This is a genomic window from Streptomyces canarius, assembly GCF_014650735.1.
GTDB classification, from domain to species: Bacteria; Actinomycetota; Actinomycetes; order Streptomycetales; family Streptomycetaceae; genus Streptomyces; species Streptomyces olivaceoviridis.
In genome coordinates, this window is record NZ_BMVN01000084.1 from 1 (window position 1) to 18,665 (window position 18,665).

At 70.1% G+C, this 18,665-nt stretch carries 16 protein-coding genes and 3 pseudogenes; 9 read left to right on the forward strand and 10 right to left on the reverse strand.

The window, feature by feature from the left end; genetic code table 11:
- Both IE294_RS43510 and IE294_RS43515 read right to left on the reverse strand, forming a co-directional pair.
- The coding region (locus IE294_RS43510; RefSeq protein ID WP_229918038.1) for a helix-turn-helix domain-containing protein at positions 1-451 on the reverse strand (451 nt) is incomplete at its 3' end.
- Between the two features lie 85 nt (positions 452-536).
- Positions 537-1,085, reverse strand: a complete 549-nt coding sequence (locus IE294_RS43515; protein WP_189894880.1) for a GNAT family N-acetyltransferase — start codon at positions 1,083-1,085, stop codon at positions 537-539.
- Between the two features lie 149 nt (positions 1,086-1,234).
- On the opposite strand from IE294_RS43515, the gene IE294_RS43520 reads away from it, so the two are divergent.
- From IE294_RS43520 to IE294_RS43530, 3 genes and pseudogenes are all read left to right on the forward strand, one after another.
- On the forward strand, positions 1,235-1,834 hold the full coding sequence (locus tag IE294_RS43520) for a hypothetical protein (RefSeq protein WP_189894881.1): 600 nt from the start codon (positions 1,235-1,237) through the stop codon (positions 1,832-1,834).
- A gap of 115 nt (positions 1,835-1,949) precedes the next feature.
- Positions 1,950-2,320, forward strand: a pseudogene (locus IE294_RS43525) (transposase); the annotation flags it as partial.
- A gap of 91 nt (positions 2,321-2,411) precedes the next feature.
- Positions 2,412-2,858, forward strand: a pseudogene (locus IE294_RS43530) (polysaccharide deacetylase family protein); the annotation flags it as partial.
- Between the two features lie 829 nt (positions 2,859-3,687).
- Here IE294_RS43530 and IE294_RS48585 read toward each other — a convergent pair.
- Positions 3,688-4,110 carry a hypothetical protein gene (locus IE294_RS48585; RefSeq protein WP_229918040.1) on the reverse strand — a complete coding sequence of 141 codons (423 nt, stop codon included), beginning with the start codon at positions 4,108-4,110 and terminating at the stop codon, positions 3,688-3,690.
- Between the two features lie 320 nt (positions 4,111-4,430).
- The gene (locus IE294_RS43540) at positions 4,431-5,168 is read right to left on the reverse strand and encodes a dienelactone hydrolase family protein (RefSeq protein WP_189894883.1); all 738 of its coding nucleotides are present in this window, start codon (positions 5,166-5,168) and stop codon (positions 4,431-4,433) included.
- A gap of 295 nt (positions 5,169-5,463) precedes the next feature.
- On the opposite strand from IE294_RS43540, the gene IE294_RS48590 reads away from it, so the two are divergent.
- Positions 5,464-5,634, forward strand: coding sequence for a hypothetical protein (locus tag IE294_RS48590; RefSeq protein ID WP_229918045.1), 171 nt, complete (start codon positions 5,464-5,466; stop codon positions 5,632-5,634).
- 87 nt (positions 5,635-5,721) lie between these two features.
- Here the strand turns inward: IE294_RS48590 and IE294_RS43550 are convergent, their stop codons facing one another.
- Positions 5,722-6,264: an SMI1/KNR4 family protein gene (locus IE294_RS43550; RefSeq protein WP_229918041.1), complete on the reverse strand. Its 543-nt coding sequence runs from the start codon at positions 6,262-6,264 to the stop codon at positions 5,722-5,724.
- Between the two features lie 448 nt (positions 6,265-6,712).
- Between IE294_RS43550 and IE294_RS43555 the strand changes: the two genes are divergently transcribed.
- The 5 genes and pseudogenes from IE294_RS43555 (at position 6,713) to IE294_RS43570 (ending at position 12,695) form a co-directional block, all read left to right on the forward strand.
- Complete coding sequence (locus IE294_RS43555) at positions 6,713-7,534, forward strand: hypothetical protein (protein ID WP_189894884.1); 822 nt, start codon at positions 6,713-6,715, stop codon at positions 7,532-7,534.
- Positions 7,531-9,660 carry a bifunctional serine/threonine-protein kinase/ABC transporter substrate-binding protein gene (locus IE294_RS43560; RefSeq protein ID WP_229918043.1) on the forward strand — a complete coding sequence of 710 codons (2,130 nt, stop codon included), beginning with the start codon at positions 7,531-7,533 and terminating at the stop codon, positions 9,658-9,660. Before IE294_RS43555 ends, IE294_RS43560 begins: the two co-directional genes overlap by 4 nt.
- A gap of 2 nt (positions 9,661-9,662) precedes the next feature.
- Positions 9,663-11,810: a bifunctional serine/threonine-protein kinase/ABC transporter substrate-binding protein gene (locus IE294_RS43565; protein WP_189894893.1), complete on the forward strand. Its 2,148-nt coding sequence runs from the start codon at positions 9,663-9,665 to the stop codon at positions 11,808-11,810.
- A 178-nt stretch (positions 11,811-11,988) separates the two neighbouring features.
- Positions 11,989-12,309, forward strand: a pseudogene (locus IE294_RS48595) (transposase); the annotation flags it as partial.
- Positions 12,288-12,695, forward strand: a complete 408-nt coding sequence (locus IE294_RS43570) for a TetR/AcrR family transcriptional regulator (protein ID WP_373315956.1) — start codon at positions 12,288-12,290, stop codon at positions 12,693-12,695. The pseudogene IE294_RS48595 and the gene IE294_RS43570, both read left to right, overlap by 22 nt.
- A 308-nt stretch (positions 12,696-13,003) precedes the next feature.
- On the opposite strand, the gene IE294_RS43575 is transcribed toward IE294_RS43570, so the two are convergent.
- The 5 genes from IE294_RS43575 to IE294_RS43595 form a co-directional block, all read right to left on the reverse strand.
- On the reverse strand, positions 13,004-14,224 hold the full coding sequence (locus tag IE294_RS43575) for a cytochrome P450 (protein WP_189894885.1): 1,221 nt from the start codon (positions 14,222-14,224) through the stop codon (positions 13,004-13,006).
- Entirely contained in the window at positions 14,221-15,627 is a 1,407-nt protein-coding gene (locus IE294_RS43580) for an NAD(P)/FAD-dependent oxidoreductase (RefSeq protein ID WP_189894886.1), read from the reverse strand. The genes IE294_RS43575 and IE294_RS43580 overlap by 4 nt, the downstream gene beginning before the upstream one ends.
- Entirely contained in the window at positions 15,624-15,851 is a 228-nt protein-coding gene (locus IE294_RS43585; protein ID WP_189894887.1) for a ferredoxin, read from the reverse strand. The genes IE294_RS43580 and IE294_RS43585 overlap by 4 nt, the downstream gene beginning before the upstream one ends.
- A gap of 396 nt (positions 15,852-16,247) precedes the next feature.
- Complete coding sequence (locus IE294_RS43590; RefSeq protein ID WP_189894888.1) at positions 16,248-16,784, reverse strand: DUF4240 domain-containing protein; 537 nt, start codon at positions 16,782-16,784, stop codon at positions 16,248-16,250.
- Positions 16,785-16,840: 56 nt separating this feature from the next.
- On the reverse strand, positions 16,841-18,079 hold the full coding sequence (locus IE294_RS43595; protein WP_189894889.1) for an IS110 family RNA-guided transposase: 1,239 nt from the start codon (positions 18,077-18,079) through the stop codon (positions 16,841-16,843).
- Positions 18,080-18,665 lie beyond the last annotated feature (586 nt).

Here is an 18,665-nt window from a genome sequence, read left to right on the forward strand (position 1 = left end):
TGCGTTGAAAGGAGACGCCCTCCTCGCGGAGCAGGATGCGCAGGCCCTCGTGGCTGATGTCGTCGACCACCCCCTCGGCGACCAGGAAGTCGGCCAGCTTGGCCAGGCTCCAGGTCGAGAACGGCAGGCCGTGCTCGGCCGGCTTGGACTTGGCGATCTTCTTGATCTCCCGGCGCTCGGGCAGGGTGAATGTCCTGGGCCGGCCGCCCATGTACTTCGGGTAGAGCGCCTCGAAGCCGTCGGCGTTGAAGTTGTGGATCACGTCCCGGACCCGGTCCGCGCTGGTGAACGTCACCTCGGCGATCTTCGCCACGGGCATGCCTTGCGCGGACAGCAGCACCATCTGGGCCCGCCGCCAGGTCACCACCGACCCCGTGCCTCTGCGGATGATCCGCAGCAGGCGCCGCCCCTCGTCATCATCGATCTCGCGGACGCGTACTCGTTCTGCCACTCGCCCAGCCTGGCGACACCACGCCGCCCGGACCAGCATCTAAACGGCGCGTCACATCACCAAACAGGTATCGGCGCTCGCGCCACTATGCGTTCGGGTCACGCAGGCCGACTGCGTCATGCCGCCAGAACGGCTCTGCATAGACCAGCGTCCCCGTCATCCATGGCTCATGCCCGGGGAACCTGATGACCTGAAAGGCACCGTCCGGGATGCGCAGGGATGGCTTTCGGAAGCCCAGGTCACCACCGGGCACGAAGCCGAAACGCGAGTAATAGCCCGGATCGCCCTCCAGGAAGACGAGGGGAACAGCCCACTCGGCGAGGACCTCCAGCCCGTGTCGGACCAGGGCCGAGCCGATACCCCGCTTATGGAGTTCAGGCATCACTGCCAGCGGACTGAGGACTTGCACTTCCACCAGCCGGCGAGGGGCATCGAGAAGACTCCGGGTGAACATGACATGCCCGACGACCTGTCTGTCGTGCTCGGCGACGAGCGAGAGACCGTCCTCGGGCGTGATGGTGTCCCGCAGGGTATCGACCAGGTCGGCCACGACAAGGCCATGGTCACCGAAGGCCTGCAGGTGAACATCCCGCACGGCCTGTCTGTCACTGGGAAGCTCTTCGCGAAGATCCATGCCCGGAGGGTAGAGGCCCCTCCGGGTGGCTTGCACACGTTTTTGGAGCCGGAAGGACACCCGGCCAGTGACCACTCAGTTGCACCGGACCAGCATCCGAACCGAACGCTCGCTTCGACGGGGCGAAGGTTCGCTGATGCGGCACTAGCTTGCGTCAGCGCTTATTGGCCGGCGGCGTCCTCGGCCTCGCCCTGCTGGTAACGGCTTGTTCCTCCGGTGACGGCGACCACGACCGGCCGTCCGGCCAACACCCCTCCCCGCAAGAGACCAAGAGCAGCGGCCCCGAACCCAGGTTCCAGGACGTCAAGTTCACCGTGGAAGGGGCACAGGGAAAAGAGTGCTACCACTCCGTGGTCGGCTTCGACGACAAAGGCCCTGTCGTCCGCAACCATGACGACGGCTGGAGCCCGATGAGCCACCACGACCTCGACATCCACTCCTGTCCGGACGGGGTCACCCTGACCATCGCCTGGGGCGGGAGGAAGGTCACTGGCAAGATGGGCATGCGGTCCTGCGAACGAGCGGTGACAGGAGAGAACGGCAACGGCCCCGGCGTCGACGGTGTCGCCGGCGTCGTCAACGAGATGCCGCTCTCCAGCCTCCGGCCAGGCGATCAGTTCTGCGAGTTCAACGAGATGTCCTCCGACGTCCATCTCTTCCGCCTCCAGTCGGTGAACCGCTCCACCAGCGAGACCACATGGACGGCGACAGAGTGGTTCGACCTCGACTACACGGCCCCGGACTCCTAGCCAAGGCGGCGGGAGGAACGCTGACAGTGCCCGGCCGTAGCCTGCCAAAGCGTGTCTCTTTGATGGTTTCATCAGCTGATCGGATGGGCCTGTCCGGTTGGTGACCACTGATGCGATGTGGGATCGGATCGAGCCGCTGATGCCGGCCGATCCGGTCCGGGGACGGCAGTGGGCCGACCACCGCCGCACTCCTGAGGCCATCGCGTGGAAGTACCGCACCAACTCGCCGTGGCGGGACCTGCATGACGGACTCGGCTCGTTCCAGACCGCTCACAAACGGCTGATCAGGTGGTCCGCCGACGGCACGTGGGAGAAGATCTTCACCGCCGTCCTCGCGGCAGCCGATGCCGCCGACGACATCGGCTGGACCGTGTCGGTCGACTCCACCGTCGCCCGAGCCCACCAGCACGCCGCCGGAGCACTCAAAGGGGCGCTGAAGGCCGGAGCGAGCCGGCCGACCACGCGCTCGGACCCTCCCGAGACGGGCAGCCGATCGCCCACTTCGGTCTCCGGACAGGTCACGCTCTCGTTGAAGGCTCCGAAGGAGGGTCCACTCATCCGGTTCGCGGAGGGTGACGCTATCGGCGACCACACGGTTACTCACCCACATCTCACAGCAGTCTCCTCCGCGAGGGTCAGGTTCGAACTCGACCGGGCAGCCCATGACATCGCCTCGGTCACCGGCCACCGGCCGACGCTGCTGAGGCCGCCGTTCGGCGCCTACGACTCGCGAATAAGGGCCCTGGCCGGACAGAGCGGGCTGGCCGTGGTGATGTGGAGCCTGGACCCCCAGGACTGGCGCAACATCTCGCCCGGAACCATCGACCGGCGTCTCCTCAACCACGTGCGTGCCGGTGACATCGTCTCCCTGCACGACCGGTACGCACGCACCCTCACAGCGCTACCACGCATCCTCACCGGCCTGGCCTCCAGCGGCTTCGCCTTCGTCACTGTTCCCCAGATGCTCGCTGGAAGCGGAGGAACACATCCGGGCATGCTCTACCACCACGGTCCGAGAGCCTGAACTTCACGCGTTACAGCCACGAACAGCCCCATCCCCGCCTCCGGGCGTCGTGCACCATGCCGAACACCGCCGGGTGGCGCAGGCAGGACATGGAGGGGGTTTCTGACCAAGCTCCTGACGTGGTGCATCGACCCCAGGCGCTCGGTCCGCAGCCGTAGCGCCCAGGGTGTCGGTCGGCACGGGCCGCGGTGCTCCTCGCCACCCTCGGGCCGGCTCACTGACAGCGTGCCGCCCGAGCCACGACCACCGGAGCCTCAGTACCAGCATCAAGGTGATACGCGCCAACGGGGCAACGGGATGATCTTGAAGCCTTGATCCGCTCGGCTTTACGCGCGGCGACGTGCAGCGGGGTCTCGTTCGGCGACGTGCCGGGCGACCGAGTCGACGCCGGGCCGTGCGTATCGCTCCAGGGAGCGGACGGAGGCGTGGCGGGAGCGGGCCGGCGGCATCGGGGTGGAGGTGCCGTCTTCCGCGTCGTGCGTGAGGGCACCGTGACGTAGCCGGTGAAGCGTCCAGCCGTCCAGGCCTCGATGTCGTCGGGTGAGGCGAGGGGGTCGGCCGGCCGACGCTCGACGTGTGCCCGGAGACCGGCCGGGCCCGGCTCTCCTACCGCCGCGGGTGCGGCGGGCGATGGGGCGGGGCAGGAGCTGGGCGGTGCCGGACTGCCGGTGAATCCACTCGGTCGCGCCGCCCTTGGCGGTGATCTTCCCGCCCTTGTCCCGCGGGTAGAGGTCTTCCACATCGAGGCACAGCACCTCGTGTCGGCCCGGGCGGCGGACTCGTGGAGCGTCTTCCACTGCGTCTTCTCCCGCAGGGCGACGTCGAGGCGTCACAGAGCGGTGATCTGGTTCTCCGCGAGCGCCTTGGTGCGGTCGGGCGGTGCCGGCCGCCGCTCGGTGCCGATCGTGGGATCGTGCTCGATCCAACCCTGGCGCTGCCACCAGCCGATCGCCTTGCGGGCGATGGACAGCTCCCGGTTGACGGTGTCGGCGTCCATCTCGTCCGCCCGCGCCGCCGCCAGCTCGGCGAGCACCTCGGGCAGCGCGGGGTCGTCGATCGCAGGGACGGGGAAGACGGGCGGCTTCGCGCCTCGGTGGGCGGGTCCGGTTGGCGCCGGTGCGCCGGCGAGCATCCACCCCCAGGTCGTCAACGAGATCCGGTGGATCCGGGCGGAGGACTTCGCGGTGCCCGCGCCGGTGAGGTACCGCTCGACCGCCGCGGTGTACGACGACGGCGGGGCGGACGGGGGCACGACCCCAGCGTTGCGGCAACCGAAGTGCGCCCCCGCTCCCGCGTTCGGTCGCCGGTTCGATCGTCACGCTGCCCCCAGCCTTCCGGCACTGCCGCAGTAAAGGCGTGCACCTCGCCCCGGCGGCCGGAGTGGCCCGTCGCAGGTCGCGGTGATCACGGCAGGGGCTCTGCCGCGGTAGATCCGGCATTTGCTGCGACCGTCGCGAACGCGTCTCCGCGATCGAGTATCCGCCCGAACGCGGTTCTGCCGTGCGGACTTGAGGGGAGGGGACGGTCGGTGTCCGACGCCGACCAGGCCCGGCGCCGGCATGCCTACCTGGGTCATGCCCCCAGGTCCTCCGTCACGGGCAAGCACTCGGCGAGCAGGTCGACGACGTCGCGCCAGGCGCGCTGCGCGTGCCGTGGGTGGTAGCCGACGCCGGGGACTGTGGGGTGGTCGACCGGCGGGTGGTGGAAGGCGTGCAAGGCGCCGCCGTAGACCGTGAGGCGCCAGTCGACGCCCGCGGCCTGCATCTCAGCGGTGAACGCGTTCCGTTGCGCGGGCGGCATGATCGGGTCTTCCGACCCGACCCCGGCCCACACCGGGCAGCGGATGCGCGCCGCCTCGCCCGGTCGGCCCGTGGTCAGTGCGTTGACTGTCCCGATCGCGCGCAGGCTGACGCCGTCACGCCCGAGCTCCAGCCCGATGGCGCCCCCGGTGCCGTAGCCGATGGCGGCAATCCGGTCGGGGTCGGTCCGCGGTTCGGTGCGCAACACGTCGAGCGCCGCATGGCCGATGCCCCGCATCCGTTCGGGATCAGCGAGCAGTGGCATGCAACGGGCCAGCATCTCCTCGGGGTCACCCACATAGCGCCCGCCGTGAAGGTCGAAGGCCAGCGCTACATATCCCAGCTCGGCGAGAGCATCGGCCCGGCGACGCTCGACGTCGCTGAGCCCCATGCCCTCTGGTCCGAGCAGCACCGCGGGCCGGCGGCCGACACCGGCCGGGAGCGCGAGGTGCCCGATCATCGTCAGATCGTCGGCCGGGTACTCGACCGTACGCGTCGTCATCGTCGTCATGAGACTGGACCGTAGTGATCGTCAAGCCCGGTCCGGCCGCTGTTCTGCCGCCGGCAGAACAGCGCGGGTGTCCCTCTGAAACACGGCGAGGTGATGTTGAGCGTCGTCCGGGGCATGGGGTGGGTCACCCCATGCGCCGGCACGACTTCCGCTCAGGGCTTCAAGTTCATCCCGTCGCCCCTTGGGCGCGTATCTCGGTCACACCCCAAGACGCTGCTCGGCCTGCCCGACCGCGGCCTCCTCGCCGCCGACCGCGAAGCTGCCGGACCGTCCGGCTCACCTCCAGATCATGGCCGTGTTTGCCACAGCCGACGCGCCGCTGCGGGCGCGAGCAGTGTGCGAGGCGAGGGACGTGGGGATCGCGCCCGACAACATCGACAACGTCCGCCTGAAGCTCAGGCGGCGGGTCGAGCGCGGAATCCTGGTCGCAACCGAGCAGGGCTGGTTCACCCAGCCGCGGCCATAGCCGCCCGGCGAACCCGCGACCAGGCCGCCGCCTCGGCGAAAGGCACCACGGACACCAACCTTCGCATAAGGCCCTACGAGGTGCCGATCAGTCGATGCGGTCGCTCAGGCCCAGCACCTTCGGGTCGTCGCCGGGGAAGTTCCCGGGCATGCCCGGCACGTCGATGGTGCGCCCGTACACGCCGGCCAGGAACTCGACGGCACCGACGGGGAACTCGATCCAGTCGGCGTTGTCCGTGCGGACGACCACCGGCCATGCGTCCGGATCGGCAGGGCTCGTCCTCCAGTAGAAGGTGTCCCCCGAATCGGACGACGCCCAGGAAATCAGGCCTCCCGGCTGCGGGTAGGGAACGTACTCCTCGGTGTCGCCCATCTCGTACAGATCCTGAAGGATCTCGTCGTCCCTGGACGCGGACGCCCATGACGCCTCGGCGCCGGGCGTCGGAAGGGACACCATGAGGAAGTCATCGATGACAAGCACCGGGTACGCCTCCGCCAGAGAGCGGAAGTCCGAGGGCAGCGCCGTCCCGAGGCCGGCCTCAAGCGCGGCCCAGTCCACGCTGCGTCCGCCTGGCGCACGCCACTGTGTCATCGAAGGCAGCGCGGCCTCCAGCTCTTCGACCCTCACCATGTCGTCCGCCAATCCGGGGAGTTCTCGACCGCGACGGTCTCGAACACTACTCCGCCCTCGACGCAGGCGGATCGGCGACATAACCGTCACAGAGTCGCGAACCGCCCTTTCGGATATCTCGCACCCCGCCGGCTGGACACCAAGAGGTCGTGTGTCACAACGACCCGGCGCCCAAGAACACCGTCTATCAGCTCCGCGTCGGTGAGCCGCGGCCGGCGATGTTCATGGACTGGGACCGTGCTGCGCCGGGTGCGCGAGTAGTTGGTTCCCGTAGGACCGCGCCGGTTCCCGCCACCCGCGCTCACACAGCCGCCGGGTGACTCACCGGCGCACTTGAGGACCGTCACATGGCTCTGCCAACCGCCTCCCGAGCAATGTGAGTTGACCGATGCCCCCTACACTCGCTCCGATCGCACACTGGCACGGACGCATGGTGAGTGGGGGCTTCATGACGTACGCGGCGACGCGGACACGCACAGGGCGGGGACACGTGGTGCTGGCCGTGTGCGGGGTACTGCTCGCGGGCTGTTCCGGCTTGGGTGACGGCGGGCACCGGACCGGTCCGAGCGCCTCCTCCTCCGTGACCTCACCGGCCGCACAGCGCGGTACGGGTGAGGTCACCACGCGCTTCACGGTCGACCCCGCACGCGTCCCCACCACCCCGTCCGCCGCCCTTGACCTGGTCCGCGCCATCACCGCGGGCCCGGACAGCTATGGCCCGGGCTACGTCAAGAACCCTCCGTACGAGAGCGACCCGGCCGCCTGGCCCGTCCTCGGCACCGACTGCGTCTGGCGGCAGGAGTCCCTGCCCGGCGACGTCCTCGCCACCTTCACCCGCCACAGCCGGCTGCCCGCGGCCGGCCCGAAGGGCGAGGTCCGCACCGCCGCCACCGTCACCCTGCACCGCACCGTCGCGCAGGCCGACCAGGAGATGGCCGAGACGCTGGAGGAGGCGCTGCGCTGCCCCGACCAGCAACTGCGCGCCACCGAGCGGATCACCGGCCTGAACTCGATGGGCTCCGGCTACGGCACGAACGGCAACACCACCGCCGACGACTACCTCATCGAGATGGGCACGTACGACAATCCGGCCCTCGGCAAGGGGTCGACGTACTACATCTGGAACCAGGTCCGGCTCGGTCCGGTGACGATCGCCGTCGTCGTCGAGGGCGGCAAGGGCTTCGGCCAGGGCGACCTGCTGACCGTCCAGGCACGGGCGGTGGCCGGGATGGAGACCAAGGTGCGCACCGCACTGGGGGTTCAGAAGTGACCTACCGCTCCCTGCACCCCTCCGACCCGTCGTTCGTCGGCGGCCACCGCCTGCTCGCCCGGCTGGGCGAGGGCGGCATGGGCGTCGTCTACCTCGGCCGTACGGAGTCGGGCGCGCTCGCCGCCGTCAAGGTGATCCAGGCCGGGTACGCGCACGACGAGGCATTCCGCGCCCGTTTCCGCCGCGAGGCGAACGCCGCGCGACGCGTGGACAGCCCGTGGGTGGTCAAGGTCACCGGTGCCGACCCCGCCGCCGAACAGCCCTGGCTGGCCACCGCCTTCGAGCCCGGCCCGTCCCTCGCCGACGCGGTCGGCCGGCACGGCCCGCTGCCCGTGCGGACGGTACGCCTGCTCGGCAAGATGCTGGCCCGCGCGCTCGCCGCCGTGCACGACGCCGGTCTGGTGCACCGGGACGTCAAACCGGGCAACATCCTGCTCGCCGCCGACGGCCCCCGCCTCATCGACTTCGGGATCGCCCGCTCCCTGGACGACACCGCGATCACCTCCGCGGACCTCGTCGTCGGCACCCCCGGCTTCCTGTCCCCGGAGCAGGCCACGGCCCACGGTGGGCGCCTCGGGCCCGCGAGCGACGTCTTCTCGCTGGGCTGCGTGCTGGCCTACGCGGCGACCGGCCGGCCGCCCTTCGGCGGCGGCGCCGTCGACGCCCTGCTCTACCGCACCGTCCACGACAGCCCCGACCTCGACGGCGTCGACGAGGAGGTGGAGGCCGTCCTGCTGCGCTGTCTGGCCAAGGACCCCGCCGATCGGCCCACCGCGGCCGAACTGGACGCCGCCCTGGTGGAGGACGGGTCCCCGGGCACCGCCGAGTGGCTGCCCGCCGACGTCGTCCGCATGGTCGCCGAACGGTCGGCCGCGATGCTGGCCCTGCCCGACATCGAGGCCACGCTCGCCGAGGCGCCGCCCCGGCCCGCCCCCTCGCGCCGCAGGTTCCTCGCCGTCGCCTCCGGCGGTGCCGCCGTGCTCGCCGCGGGCGGGGGCGCGGCCGCCTGGGCCGCGCTGCGCCACAGTGGAGGCACCGGGAAGAAGCAGGCCACCGCACCCGGTTGGGCGCTCGGCGTGCAGGCGGACCTCAGCGGTGCCGGCCGGGCGGCCGGGCAGGCCCAGGAGCAGGGGGCACGGCTCGCGGTGGATGAGTTCAACGCCCGCCGCGACAAGCCGTTCACGCTCGAACTGAAGACCTCGGACGACGCGGGACTGGCCGACCGTGCCGCCGCCGCGGCCCAGCGGCTCGTCGACGACCCGGACGTGCTGGCCGTGCTCGGATCGAGCACCGACGAGACGACCCAGGCCGCGCTGCCCGTCTACGACACGGCCCTGCTGCCCCTGATCAGCATGTCCGCCGGGCAGAACCTGTACCAGAACATCCGCTCCTTCGTACGTGGCCGCCCCCTGCACGGCACCGTCGCCATGAAGCTGGCCTTCCATCTGGAAGCGACCAGTGCGGCCAGCCCCGTCGGCGTCCTGCTGGACCGCACCGCCGGTGACGTGTCCTGGCAGACCGTCCAGATGGTCAACTTCATCGTCCGGCAGTACCGCGACGCCACCCACCCCCGCGTCGTCCCCGCCGGCACGGCCGACTTCGGGCCCGTCCTGGAGGACATGCGCGACGCCGGCATCAAGGCGTTCGTCTACGCGGGGCCGTTGGAGGGGGCGATCCGGGCGGCCAAGGGGCTGGCCGGATTCGACGGGCCGAAGTACGCGGCCGAACCCGCGCTCGACCCCCGGTTCGCCGCCGAGGAGAGCGCGGCGGGCTGGACGGTCGTGGCCGGAGCGATCGGGCCCGGCGCGGCTCAGGTCCGCTCCTTCGCCCAGGCGTTCCGCAAGCGGTACGGCCGCCCGCCCGGATTCTGGGCGGCCGAGGGCTACGACGCGGCGAACCTGCTGATACGGCAGCTCACCGCCACCAAGGGCAGGCGCCCGGCGCGCAAGGCGCTGGTCGCTCCGCTGAAGAAGGCCACGTACCAGGGCATCACCCGGAACTTCACCTTCGACCCGAAGCTCCTCCAGCTCAGCACCCCCGCCAGCTTCGTCCACCAGGTACGCGACGGTGCCTTCCACTACCTGGGACCCGCCCCGGACAAAGCGCCACAGCCGAAGGGCAAGTGACGGTGCGTCCGCTCAGCGCCCAGGACCCGGAGTCGGTCGGCGGGTACCGCCTGCTCGCGCGGATCGGCGCGGGCGGCATGGGCGTCGTCTACCTCGCCCGTTCCGAGGGCGGTGCCCTGGCCGCCCTGAAGGTGATCCGCGCCGAGCACGCCGCAGATCCGGGCTTCCGAGCCCGTTTCCGCCGCGAAGCACATGCCGCCGCGCGGGTCGACGGCCGCTGGACAGCGCCCGTCACGGCCGCCGACCCGGAGGCGACCGAACCCTGGATCGCGACCGCCTTCGTCCCCGGGCCCTCGCTCGCCGAGACCGTCGCAGAGCACGGGCCGCTGCCCCCGGACACCGTACGGGCGCTGGGGGCGCGGCTCGCCGAGGCGCTCGCGGCCGTCCACGCGGCCGGACTGGTGCACCGCGACATCAAGCCGGGCAATGTGCTGCTCGCCCTCGACGGGCCCCGCCTCATCGACTTCGGCATCGCCCGCGCCGGCGGAGCCACCGCCCTGACCGCGACCGACGTGGTGATCGGCACGCCCGGCTACCTCTCACCGGAACAGGCCCGCGCCCGCGACGAGGAGGTGGGCCCGCCCAGCGACGTCTTCTCCCTGGGCTGCGTCCTCGCCTACGCGGCGACAGGCCGGCCGCCCTTCGGCCGCGGAACGGCGCCCGCCGTCATCTACCGCACCGTCCACGAGAGCCCCGACCTCGACGCCATCACCGAGGACGGCCTGCGGATCCTGGTCGCCCGCTGTCTCGCCAAGGACCCGGCCGCCCGCCCGACCGTGCCGGAACTGCGCGCCGGGCTCGGCGACTTCGGCACCGACGACTGGCTGCCGCCCGGGCTGCCCGCGGTGATCGCCGCACGCTCGGCCCAGGTCCTGCACCTGCCCGAGCCCGAGCGGCCCACGGCGCCCGGGACGCTGGTGGACGAGTCGCCCACGCCGAGCCGCCGGCGCCTGCTGGTCCTGGGCGGTGCGGCTGCCGTCGTGCTGGCCGCCGGCGGCTCCACGGCCGCCTGGCTGACCGGCCGCAGCGACGGGCCGTCCACCGTCACCTCCCGCCGGCGCCGTACCGTCGCCGTGCAGGCCGACCTCTCCGGTTCCGGCAAGACGCTCGGTACCTCGGTCGAGCGCGGCGTCCGGCTGGCGGTGGAACAGCACAACGCGCGCGCGGACCGTCGCTTCGACCTGGTCCTCACGGTCCTCGACGACGCCGGAGACGCCGACCGGGCCGAGGAGGTGGCCCGGCGCCTCGTCACGGACAGCCGCGTGTGCGCGGTGATCGGGCCGACGTCCGACGCCACGGCCCTGGCGGCCCAGGACCGGTACAAGAAGGCGTTGCTGCCGATGGTGACGGCCTGGGCGGGCTCAGACGCCCTGTACGCCGCCGTGGACATGCGGAACCCCACGTCGTCCGTGTTCCAACTGTGTCCCTCCGACAGCGCGATCGGCGCGCCCCTGGTCCGCTATCTCACCAGCCTGCACCCGGCCCACCGCACCTTCCTCGTCGAGGACCAGGCGGCCCGGGACTACAGCTGGCTGATCGCCCACACCCTGGTGGCGAACCCTCCGCCCCACGGCACGGTCACCCGGCACCAGGTCGCCGCCGACACCGACGACTTCGGCCCCGCCGTCGCCGCCGCCCTCGCGGCACGCGCACAGGCCGTCGTCTACTGCGGTGACTCCTCGCGGCGCGCCGCCTCCTGCGCACGCGCACTACGGGCGGCGGGGTTCACCGGCACCCCCGCCGCGACCCAGGCCGTCCTCACACCCGAGTTCCTGCGGGCGGCCGGCGCGGCGGCAGAGGGGTGGGTCTTCTCGGCGACGTTCGTCGACCCGGCCCGTCTGACACCGGCCGCCCGTTTCGTACGGTCGTTCAAGAAGCGGTACGGCGTCCAGAGCGTCGGTTGGGGCGCGGCCGAGGCCTACGACGCCCTCGGTCTCGTCGCGCACGTCCTCGACACCGTGGGAACGGGCCCGGTGGACTGGAGCAACCTCACCCGACGGCTGCGGACAGTGTCGTACCGGGGCATCACCCGGAGGATCGCCTTCCGGAAGCACATCGGGGAGGTGGAGGAGGAACCGGGGCTGTTCCTGTGGCGGGTGGAGCGCGGGACGCCGCTCTTCCTGGGCCAGTACCAGGAGGCGAGGGTCTAGTACTCCAGCAGCCGCTTCACTCCCTTGCCTGGTCAGAGGCAGTGTCGGGAGTGGAGTGGGCTGCCGGCACGCCAGGGACGGTCGCGGCGGAGCCCCCTCCGACGGATGACATCGAGAACTGTCTGCGCGGTGATGAGGGCACGCTGACACCTGGCCGAACACGCAGGCCAACGCACCGAAGGGCACCACCTCCGCGGGGATGCAGCGCCAGTACTCCGGCACCGCCGGCCGCACCGAGAATGTCAGACCGGCGTCTTCGCCGCCTACGCCACCACCCGCGCACGCGCCCTGGTGCACCGCGAGCTGTATCCACCCAAGTCCTGGACGAACGACCGCGAACGCTGCCACGCCGCCAAGATCCCTGACGAGAGGGGCTTCGCCACCAGACCCGAGCCGGCCAGGGCCATGGTGCTGCGCGCACTCGCCTCCCCGCTGCCGATCGCCTGGGGTTACCGCGGATGCCGCCGACGGCCAGGAGTGGCGCTATCGCCGGATGCAGCTGCCGTCGCGATCGACCCCGGACTGCCCGACCTGCCCGTCGAACCTCGCGAGGCGATCGGCCGCACGCTGGTGAGCCACTTCCTCGCCCTGTGGGAGGAGAACGGGGAGCTGACCGCGCTGATGCGGGTCGGAGCCACCGATCCGGCCGCCGCCGATCGCATGCAGAAAGTGCTGCGCGAGCAGCTGATCCCGTTGGCCCGCCAGGTGGGCCCCGATCCGGAGCAGGCGCCGATGCGGGCGGCGCTGTGCGCCTCGACCGTGCTGGGGCTCGCGCTGACGCGCTACGTGCTGCGGTTCCCGGCGAGCGTGGCGCTCGACCGCGACGAGATCGTGGACTGGCTCGGACCCACGGTCCAGCGGTATCTCACCGCACTCACGCCCTGAAGAACGCGTCCAGGGCACCCCCCGCGCCCTCGGTCACGGCGGGTTCCCGCAAGGGAAAGCTGAAAGGTTCAGCAATCCTTCTGCGGCTTGTGGGAGTCGTCGCCGAGCACCATGACGCCGGCGGGCACGCAGCCGGAGGCCCGCACGGCGCAGCCGCAGATCACCGGGCCCCGTATCCCGGAAGGGCGCCCGCCCCGGAAACTGCGATGATCATCGATCACGACCCGATACGCGCCCTGACGTCGGGGAGGGTGCGATGAAGGCGAGCGGAACGCGGCACGACCTTGCCACTGGCCTCGGCTGCCGCGTCAGCCATCACCTTGCTCGACGTCCAGATGAATCGGACCCCGAAGAACGGGGCTGGGCCGGTACGGCGGCGGGTCGGCGACCAGCCTGGGGCGGACGAGTCGGCGTACCAGTTCGGTCAGCGCGATCTGGGTCTCCCGCCGGGCCAGCGCGCCGCCGAAGCACGAGTGGATGCCGCTGCCGAACCCCAGGTGCTGGTTGTCACGCCGATCCGGGTCGAAGCGGTCGGGATCGTGGAAGCGCTTCGGATCGCGACTGCCTGAGGCCAGCATAAGCATGATCTGTGAGCCCTTCGGGATGACGGTGTCGGCTACGGTGATGTCGCTGTACGCCGTCCGCCAGGGAATGATGTGCACGGAGGGTTCGTAGCGCAGCAGCTCCTCGACCAGCGGCGCGACGAGGTCGGGTTCGTGGCGCAGCCGCTCAAGCACCTGCGGGTGGCGCAGCAGCGTCAGCATGCCGTTGGCGATGAGGTTGACGACGGTCTCATGGCCGGCGATGAGCAGCAGTTTGGCGGTGGCGACGATTTCTTCGTCGGTCATCCGGCCGTCGGGCCCGTCATCGTTGGCCAGCCGGGCCAGCAGATCGTCGCCCGGCCGGCCGTGGCGCTGTTCCACCAGCCCGCCGAGGTTCCGGCGCAAGTCCTTGCGGGCCCGTACGCCCTTGTCCAGCTTCTCCCTCGGGTCGGTCTCGGGGTCGTAGTCGACCGAGTTCATGATGTCGTTCACCCAGCCGTGGAACCGCGGTTCCTCCTCGCGTGGAACGCCGAGCAAGTGGCAGGTCACGGTTACAGGGAACGGGCAGGCGAAATCGTCGACGACGTCGATCCGCTCCCTGCCCGCGAAATCGTCGATCAGGCTGCCGACGGTGGCGGTCAGGTCGCTTTCCATGCCGGCCACCACCCCCGGGGAGTGCGGGGGGCCGAAGTGGCGCATCGCCATACGCCGCAGGCGATCGTGCTCGGGCGGGTCCTTCTTGATGAACGCCGTCGTGACACCTTCCTCCGGTGCGGGCATCGGACGCGACAGATTGCGCACGTCGGAGCTCAGGTGCGGGTCATGCAGTATGTCCGTGATCTCGCGATAGGTGCTGATGACGTAGCTGCCGTCCTCCTGAAGAGCCACCGGCGTCTCGCGCAACTCGGCATACAGCGGGTACGGGTCGGCCCGGGCGGAGTAGTCGAAGATCCGTCGCAGCGTGCCGGGCGTCTCGGTCGTGGTCATCCGACCCCCCTCCTGCCGATGCCGGTGCACGGCCGTGACGCGGCGCTCACCCGGGTCCGGCCGGTGACGACCGCGGTGGCGCCCTGAGCGAGCAGGCTTGGGCCGGGGAGGCCGACGGGTGCCGGGTGTACGTCGGTCGGCTGGTCCGGCGTGGGGCAGCGTGGCGGGAAAGGTGCGGCCGTCTCGATCAACCGTCGGTAGTGGCGCAGCCACTTGGCGTTGTCGAAGCTCACGGCAGCCGTGACGCGGCCCCGATAGCCGTATGCCGCGACGAAACGGTGGTCGTCCAGCGATCCCTGGGTGACGACCACCTCGTCGGCGAAGGTCGGCACGCCGACGGATTTGATGTTGACGCCGAACTGGATCGACCAGAACAGCGGTGTCGACGCGTGTGGCCAGTGGTCCGCCTGGGGGCTGACCATGTTGTGTGCCGCGACCTCGGCCTGCTCCACGGCGTTGGCCCAGTGCTCCAGTGAGATGAGCCGGTATTCGTAGAGGGGGTGCGGGCAACGTGCCACGTCTCCCGCGGCGAAGACGTCGTCGTTGGCTCGGCCATTGATGTCGAGGGCGTGGCAGCCTGTGTCGCAGACGATTCCCCACACGCCCGCCGCCAGTCCCGACTCCCGTAGCCACTCGGTGTTGCGGATGCTCCCGAGTGCCACTACCGCCACCTCGGCGTCGATCGTGCTGCCGTCGTCGAAGTGAGCACGGCGGAACCGCCCCTGCGCGTCGCCCTCAAGTCGGGTGACCTTGACACCGCACCGCAGGTCGACGCCGTGAGTGCGCTGCAAGTCCGCCGCGACCTCACCGATCACGGCGCCCAGCGCGCCGGCCAGCGGGGTCGCTCCGAGTTCGGCGACCGTCACCGGCAGTTCCCGTGTTCGGCAGGCGGAGGCGATTTCGGAGCCGGTGAATCCCGCCCCGACGATCAGAACGCGAGAAGGCCCGGCGGCGAGGGCTCGCCGCAGGCTCTCGGCATGCTCGCGCGTACGCACGACGAACACCCTGTCCAGAGCCGCCTCGGACTCGACGAACCAAGGCCGGGCCCGTACCCCGGTAGCGATCAGCAGCCGGTCGAAGGGCACCTCGCGTCCGTCGGCCAGTCGCACGTTATTCGTCGCGAGGTCCAGCCCGCTGGCGGGCACGCCCAGCAGCCACTCCGCATCGATGCCACGACGCCGGGGCAACGTGGTGTTTTCGGCCGGCACCCACCCGGTCAGTACCTGCTTGGACAGGGGAGGCCGGTCATAGGGTTCGCCCAGCTCGTCACCAATCATGGTCAAGGATCCTGTGAAACCCTCGGCGCGCAGAGCCTCCGCGGCCCTCAGTCCCGCCAGTGACGCCCCGACGACCACGATGCGGCCATCGCGCTTGAACGCCCGCAGAGTGTCGGCACTGGTCATGGCGCCGACGCCTCCACCGGGGTGTTCCGTCCTTCCAGCCAGTCGACCAGAATCGCTTGGACCGGGCAGGCCGCCGCGGCGCGTAGCACCAGGCTGCGCTGGGCGTCGTCGGGGTTCGGGTCGTACATCAGCGCCTCCTCACCGTGCATCCGGAACACCTCCGGAGCCAGGAACGCGCACTGTGCATACCCTTCGCATCGGGAAAGATCAACGACAACTCTCATCCCGGTCTCCACAGGGAGTGCGAACTCCAGACCCTCGAACCGGCGCCGCTCCGGCCCGAGACAAGCCTCGAAAGGGCTATTCGATCGCTGCCTCCCCCCGCGAAGTGCGAGTGGCACCGCTCTCGTCGGTCCCATGGAAAGGCTTGAGCGTCGCAGTTAAGGCGATCGGTGTTCAGGAATATCTATAGAGCTCATGCTAGGGCCCAAAACCCTAACCGCGCGCATCACACACAAGAAAGGGCGGTCTGCTAGCTGGTGCCTACAGTAATCGATCATTTCAGAAGCGCTTGACCAGAAGTGTTGGCTCTTGCGGCTCGCATAGACACCTCACGTTGCTAACTCGTCAAGTCGTCGGGATGAGACCTTCGAACACTGCTTGGTGACCGACCCGGCGACTCACTCCAGATAGAGAGCGGCCAAGCGTGGCAGGCGGCGAGTCATCTCACCTCGGTCGTCGAAATCGAAGTCCCAGGCAGGGTCCAGTTGCGGGTATCGAATCGTGAAGGCGTCAGCAGGGAGTTGCTCACCAGTCGCCGTGATGTGTGCGTTCCAGGCGATGCTGAGCACGTCCTCACCGTCCAGGTCCAGGCCGTCGGCGGCCGAGGCTTGCACGATGGGCAGTCCGGCGAGCGCATCAGGATCGGCAACTATGCCCTCGAAGACCTCACGCCCCTGTGCGATCAGCCAACCGCGGAAGTAGTCGAAGCCGTCGTCGGAGCAGCCGCCGTTGATGACGTAGGCAGCGGCCCACAACGGGTTCGTGTAGGACTCAGCCATCAGGTCCCACAACACCTGCTGAGCGGCGACGATCTCCTCGGTCGGACGGGAGACGAGCAGGGAAGTGGCCTCGCGAGCGACCGTTTCGCTCTCATCCGGGTCGAGCGCCTGGTGGCGCGCTGCCGCAATGAGCTGCCAGAACTGCTGTTTGTTCATGGTGGCAGAGCATGCCACCCGACACTGACAGCACACGGTCCCCGGCTGATCGGATGTCACGCTGTCGCCGTTTCCATTTCCTGACCTGAGGCTGGGAATGCGGTGTTCTCGTCGAACAGCTTGCGGTGCTTGAGGCAGTGGTAGAGCTGGCCGATCATGCGATTGAAGAGGTTGCGCTGGGCGGCCGCGTGCCAGTCGCCGACCTCGCGGCGGCGCCGGTAGTGGGCGCCAGCTCCGGGCGAGTGTCGAAGGGCTGAGAATGCCCACAGATATCCCGCGTGATTGAGGCGGTCGTTCTTCACCCACCGACGGGTGATGGACGACTTCTTGCCGGAGGCCCTGGTGATGGGCGAGGAGCCCGCGTATGCCTTCAGGCCGCGGGCGTCGGCGAAGCGGGCGCGGTCGTCCCCGATCTCAGCGAGGATCCGGGCGGCGAGCTGGATGCCGAGCCCGGGGAAGCTCAGCAGGATCTCGGCGTCCGGGTGCTGAGGGAACGCCTCATCCACCGCCTCAGCGAGCTGGTCGGCAGCGGTGCAGGCGGCTTCCAGCTGGATGAGGAGGGCGAGCATCTGCTTGCCGAGCGCGTCCTCGACCAGCGGCGGCTGGTGGGCCCACGCAGCACGGAAGACGTCGCGCAGTCGGTCGGCCTCCGCGTCGATACCGCGCTTGCGGCTGGCCCGCTTGAGCGCGGCCTGGAGCTGCGTCCGGGTCAGCCGCGCGGCTCGTGAAGGGGTCGGGGCGACCTTGAGGAGTTCACGGGCCTCGGGCCGGCACAGGCCGTTGGCCCAGGTGGCGAAGGCTTCCAGGGCGGCCGGGTAGTACTCGCGCAACAGAGAGCGGAGCTGGTTGGCGATCTGCTGCCGATTCCACAGAGCGTCCTGCTGGGCGCGGGCCAGGACGGCGATGGCACGACCGAGGTCGCTGTCGCCGGGCAGGGGCCGGTGGGTGTGCATGTCGGTGCGCAGGATGTTCGCCAGGACAAGGGCGTCGCCGGGGTCGGACTTCTTGCGCGAGACGGAGTGGCGGTCGCGGTAGCGGGCGGCCGCCATCGGGTTGATCGCGAACACCTTCCGCGTTCCGGTCCGCAGCACGGCAACGAGCAGCCCGCGGGATGTCTCGATCGCCACCGGGATCGGGTTCTCCTCGGTGTCGCCGTACTCGGCAAGCAGCTCCAGCAGAACCTGGTAGCCGGCCGCGTCGTCGGTGATGTGCCGCTTGGCCACCAGGTGGCCGGTGTCGTCGACCAGGGCGACGTCATGGGTGCGTTCCGCCCAGTCGATTCCGCAGTAGAACAAAGTGTTCCCTCCCCTACGTGCCGGGTGTTTGCGCTGGTCACGAGCGCATGCGGGCCACGCGAGCGACCTAATCCCAGGCCTCGACCGCAAGAGGGGCCGGGCCGACACCTCACTAGCCGTTCGTGGCACCAGCGCACCTCACGGGCCTCGGTCTGCGCGGGAGCTCGACTGGCTCGGGCGTATCAAGGGGTCACCATGCGGCGGGCTCGCACCACCAACACCAACGAGTGATCAAGCGGTGGGTGTTGACGCATGACGGTGCCGGACAGCACCCGGTCTCAGCCGAGGCCTGCTTGACCGTGCTGGCTTCAGATGTCCGCCCGGCACCGACGAACGTCAACACCCACCTACTGAGTGGTGGCGGTCACGAGAGAGCCGGACGTTGCGCGATCTCACGCGAGGCATCGAAACCAGGAGCAGCACAGGCATCCGTCCGGCGCCCACGCGACCACCACCACGAGCACAGGGGCCACGCGCCGCTCTATGCGGAGGTCTCAGTAGACCCGGCTGGCCGGAGGCATCGCAGCCCCGTACTCGAACATCCCGAGCAGCATCCGCTCCGTCGGAACGCTCTTAAAGTACGGAT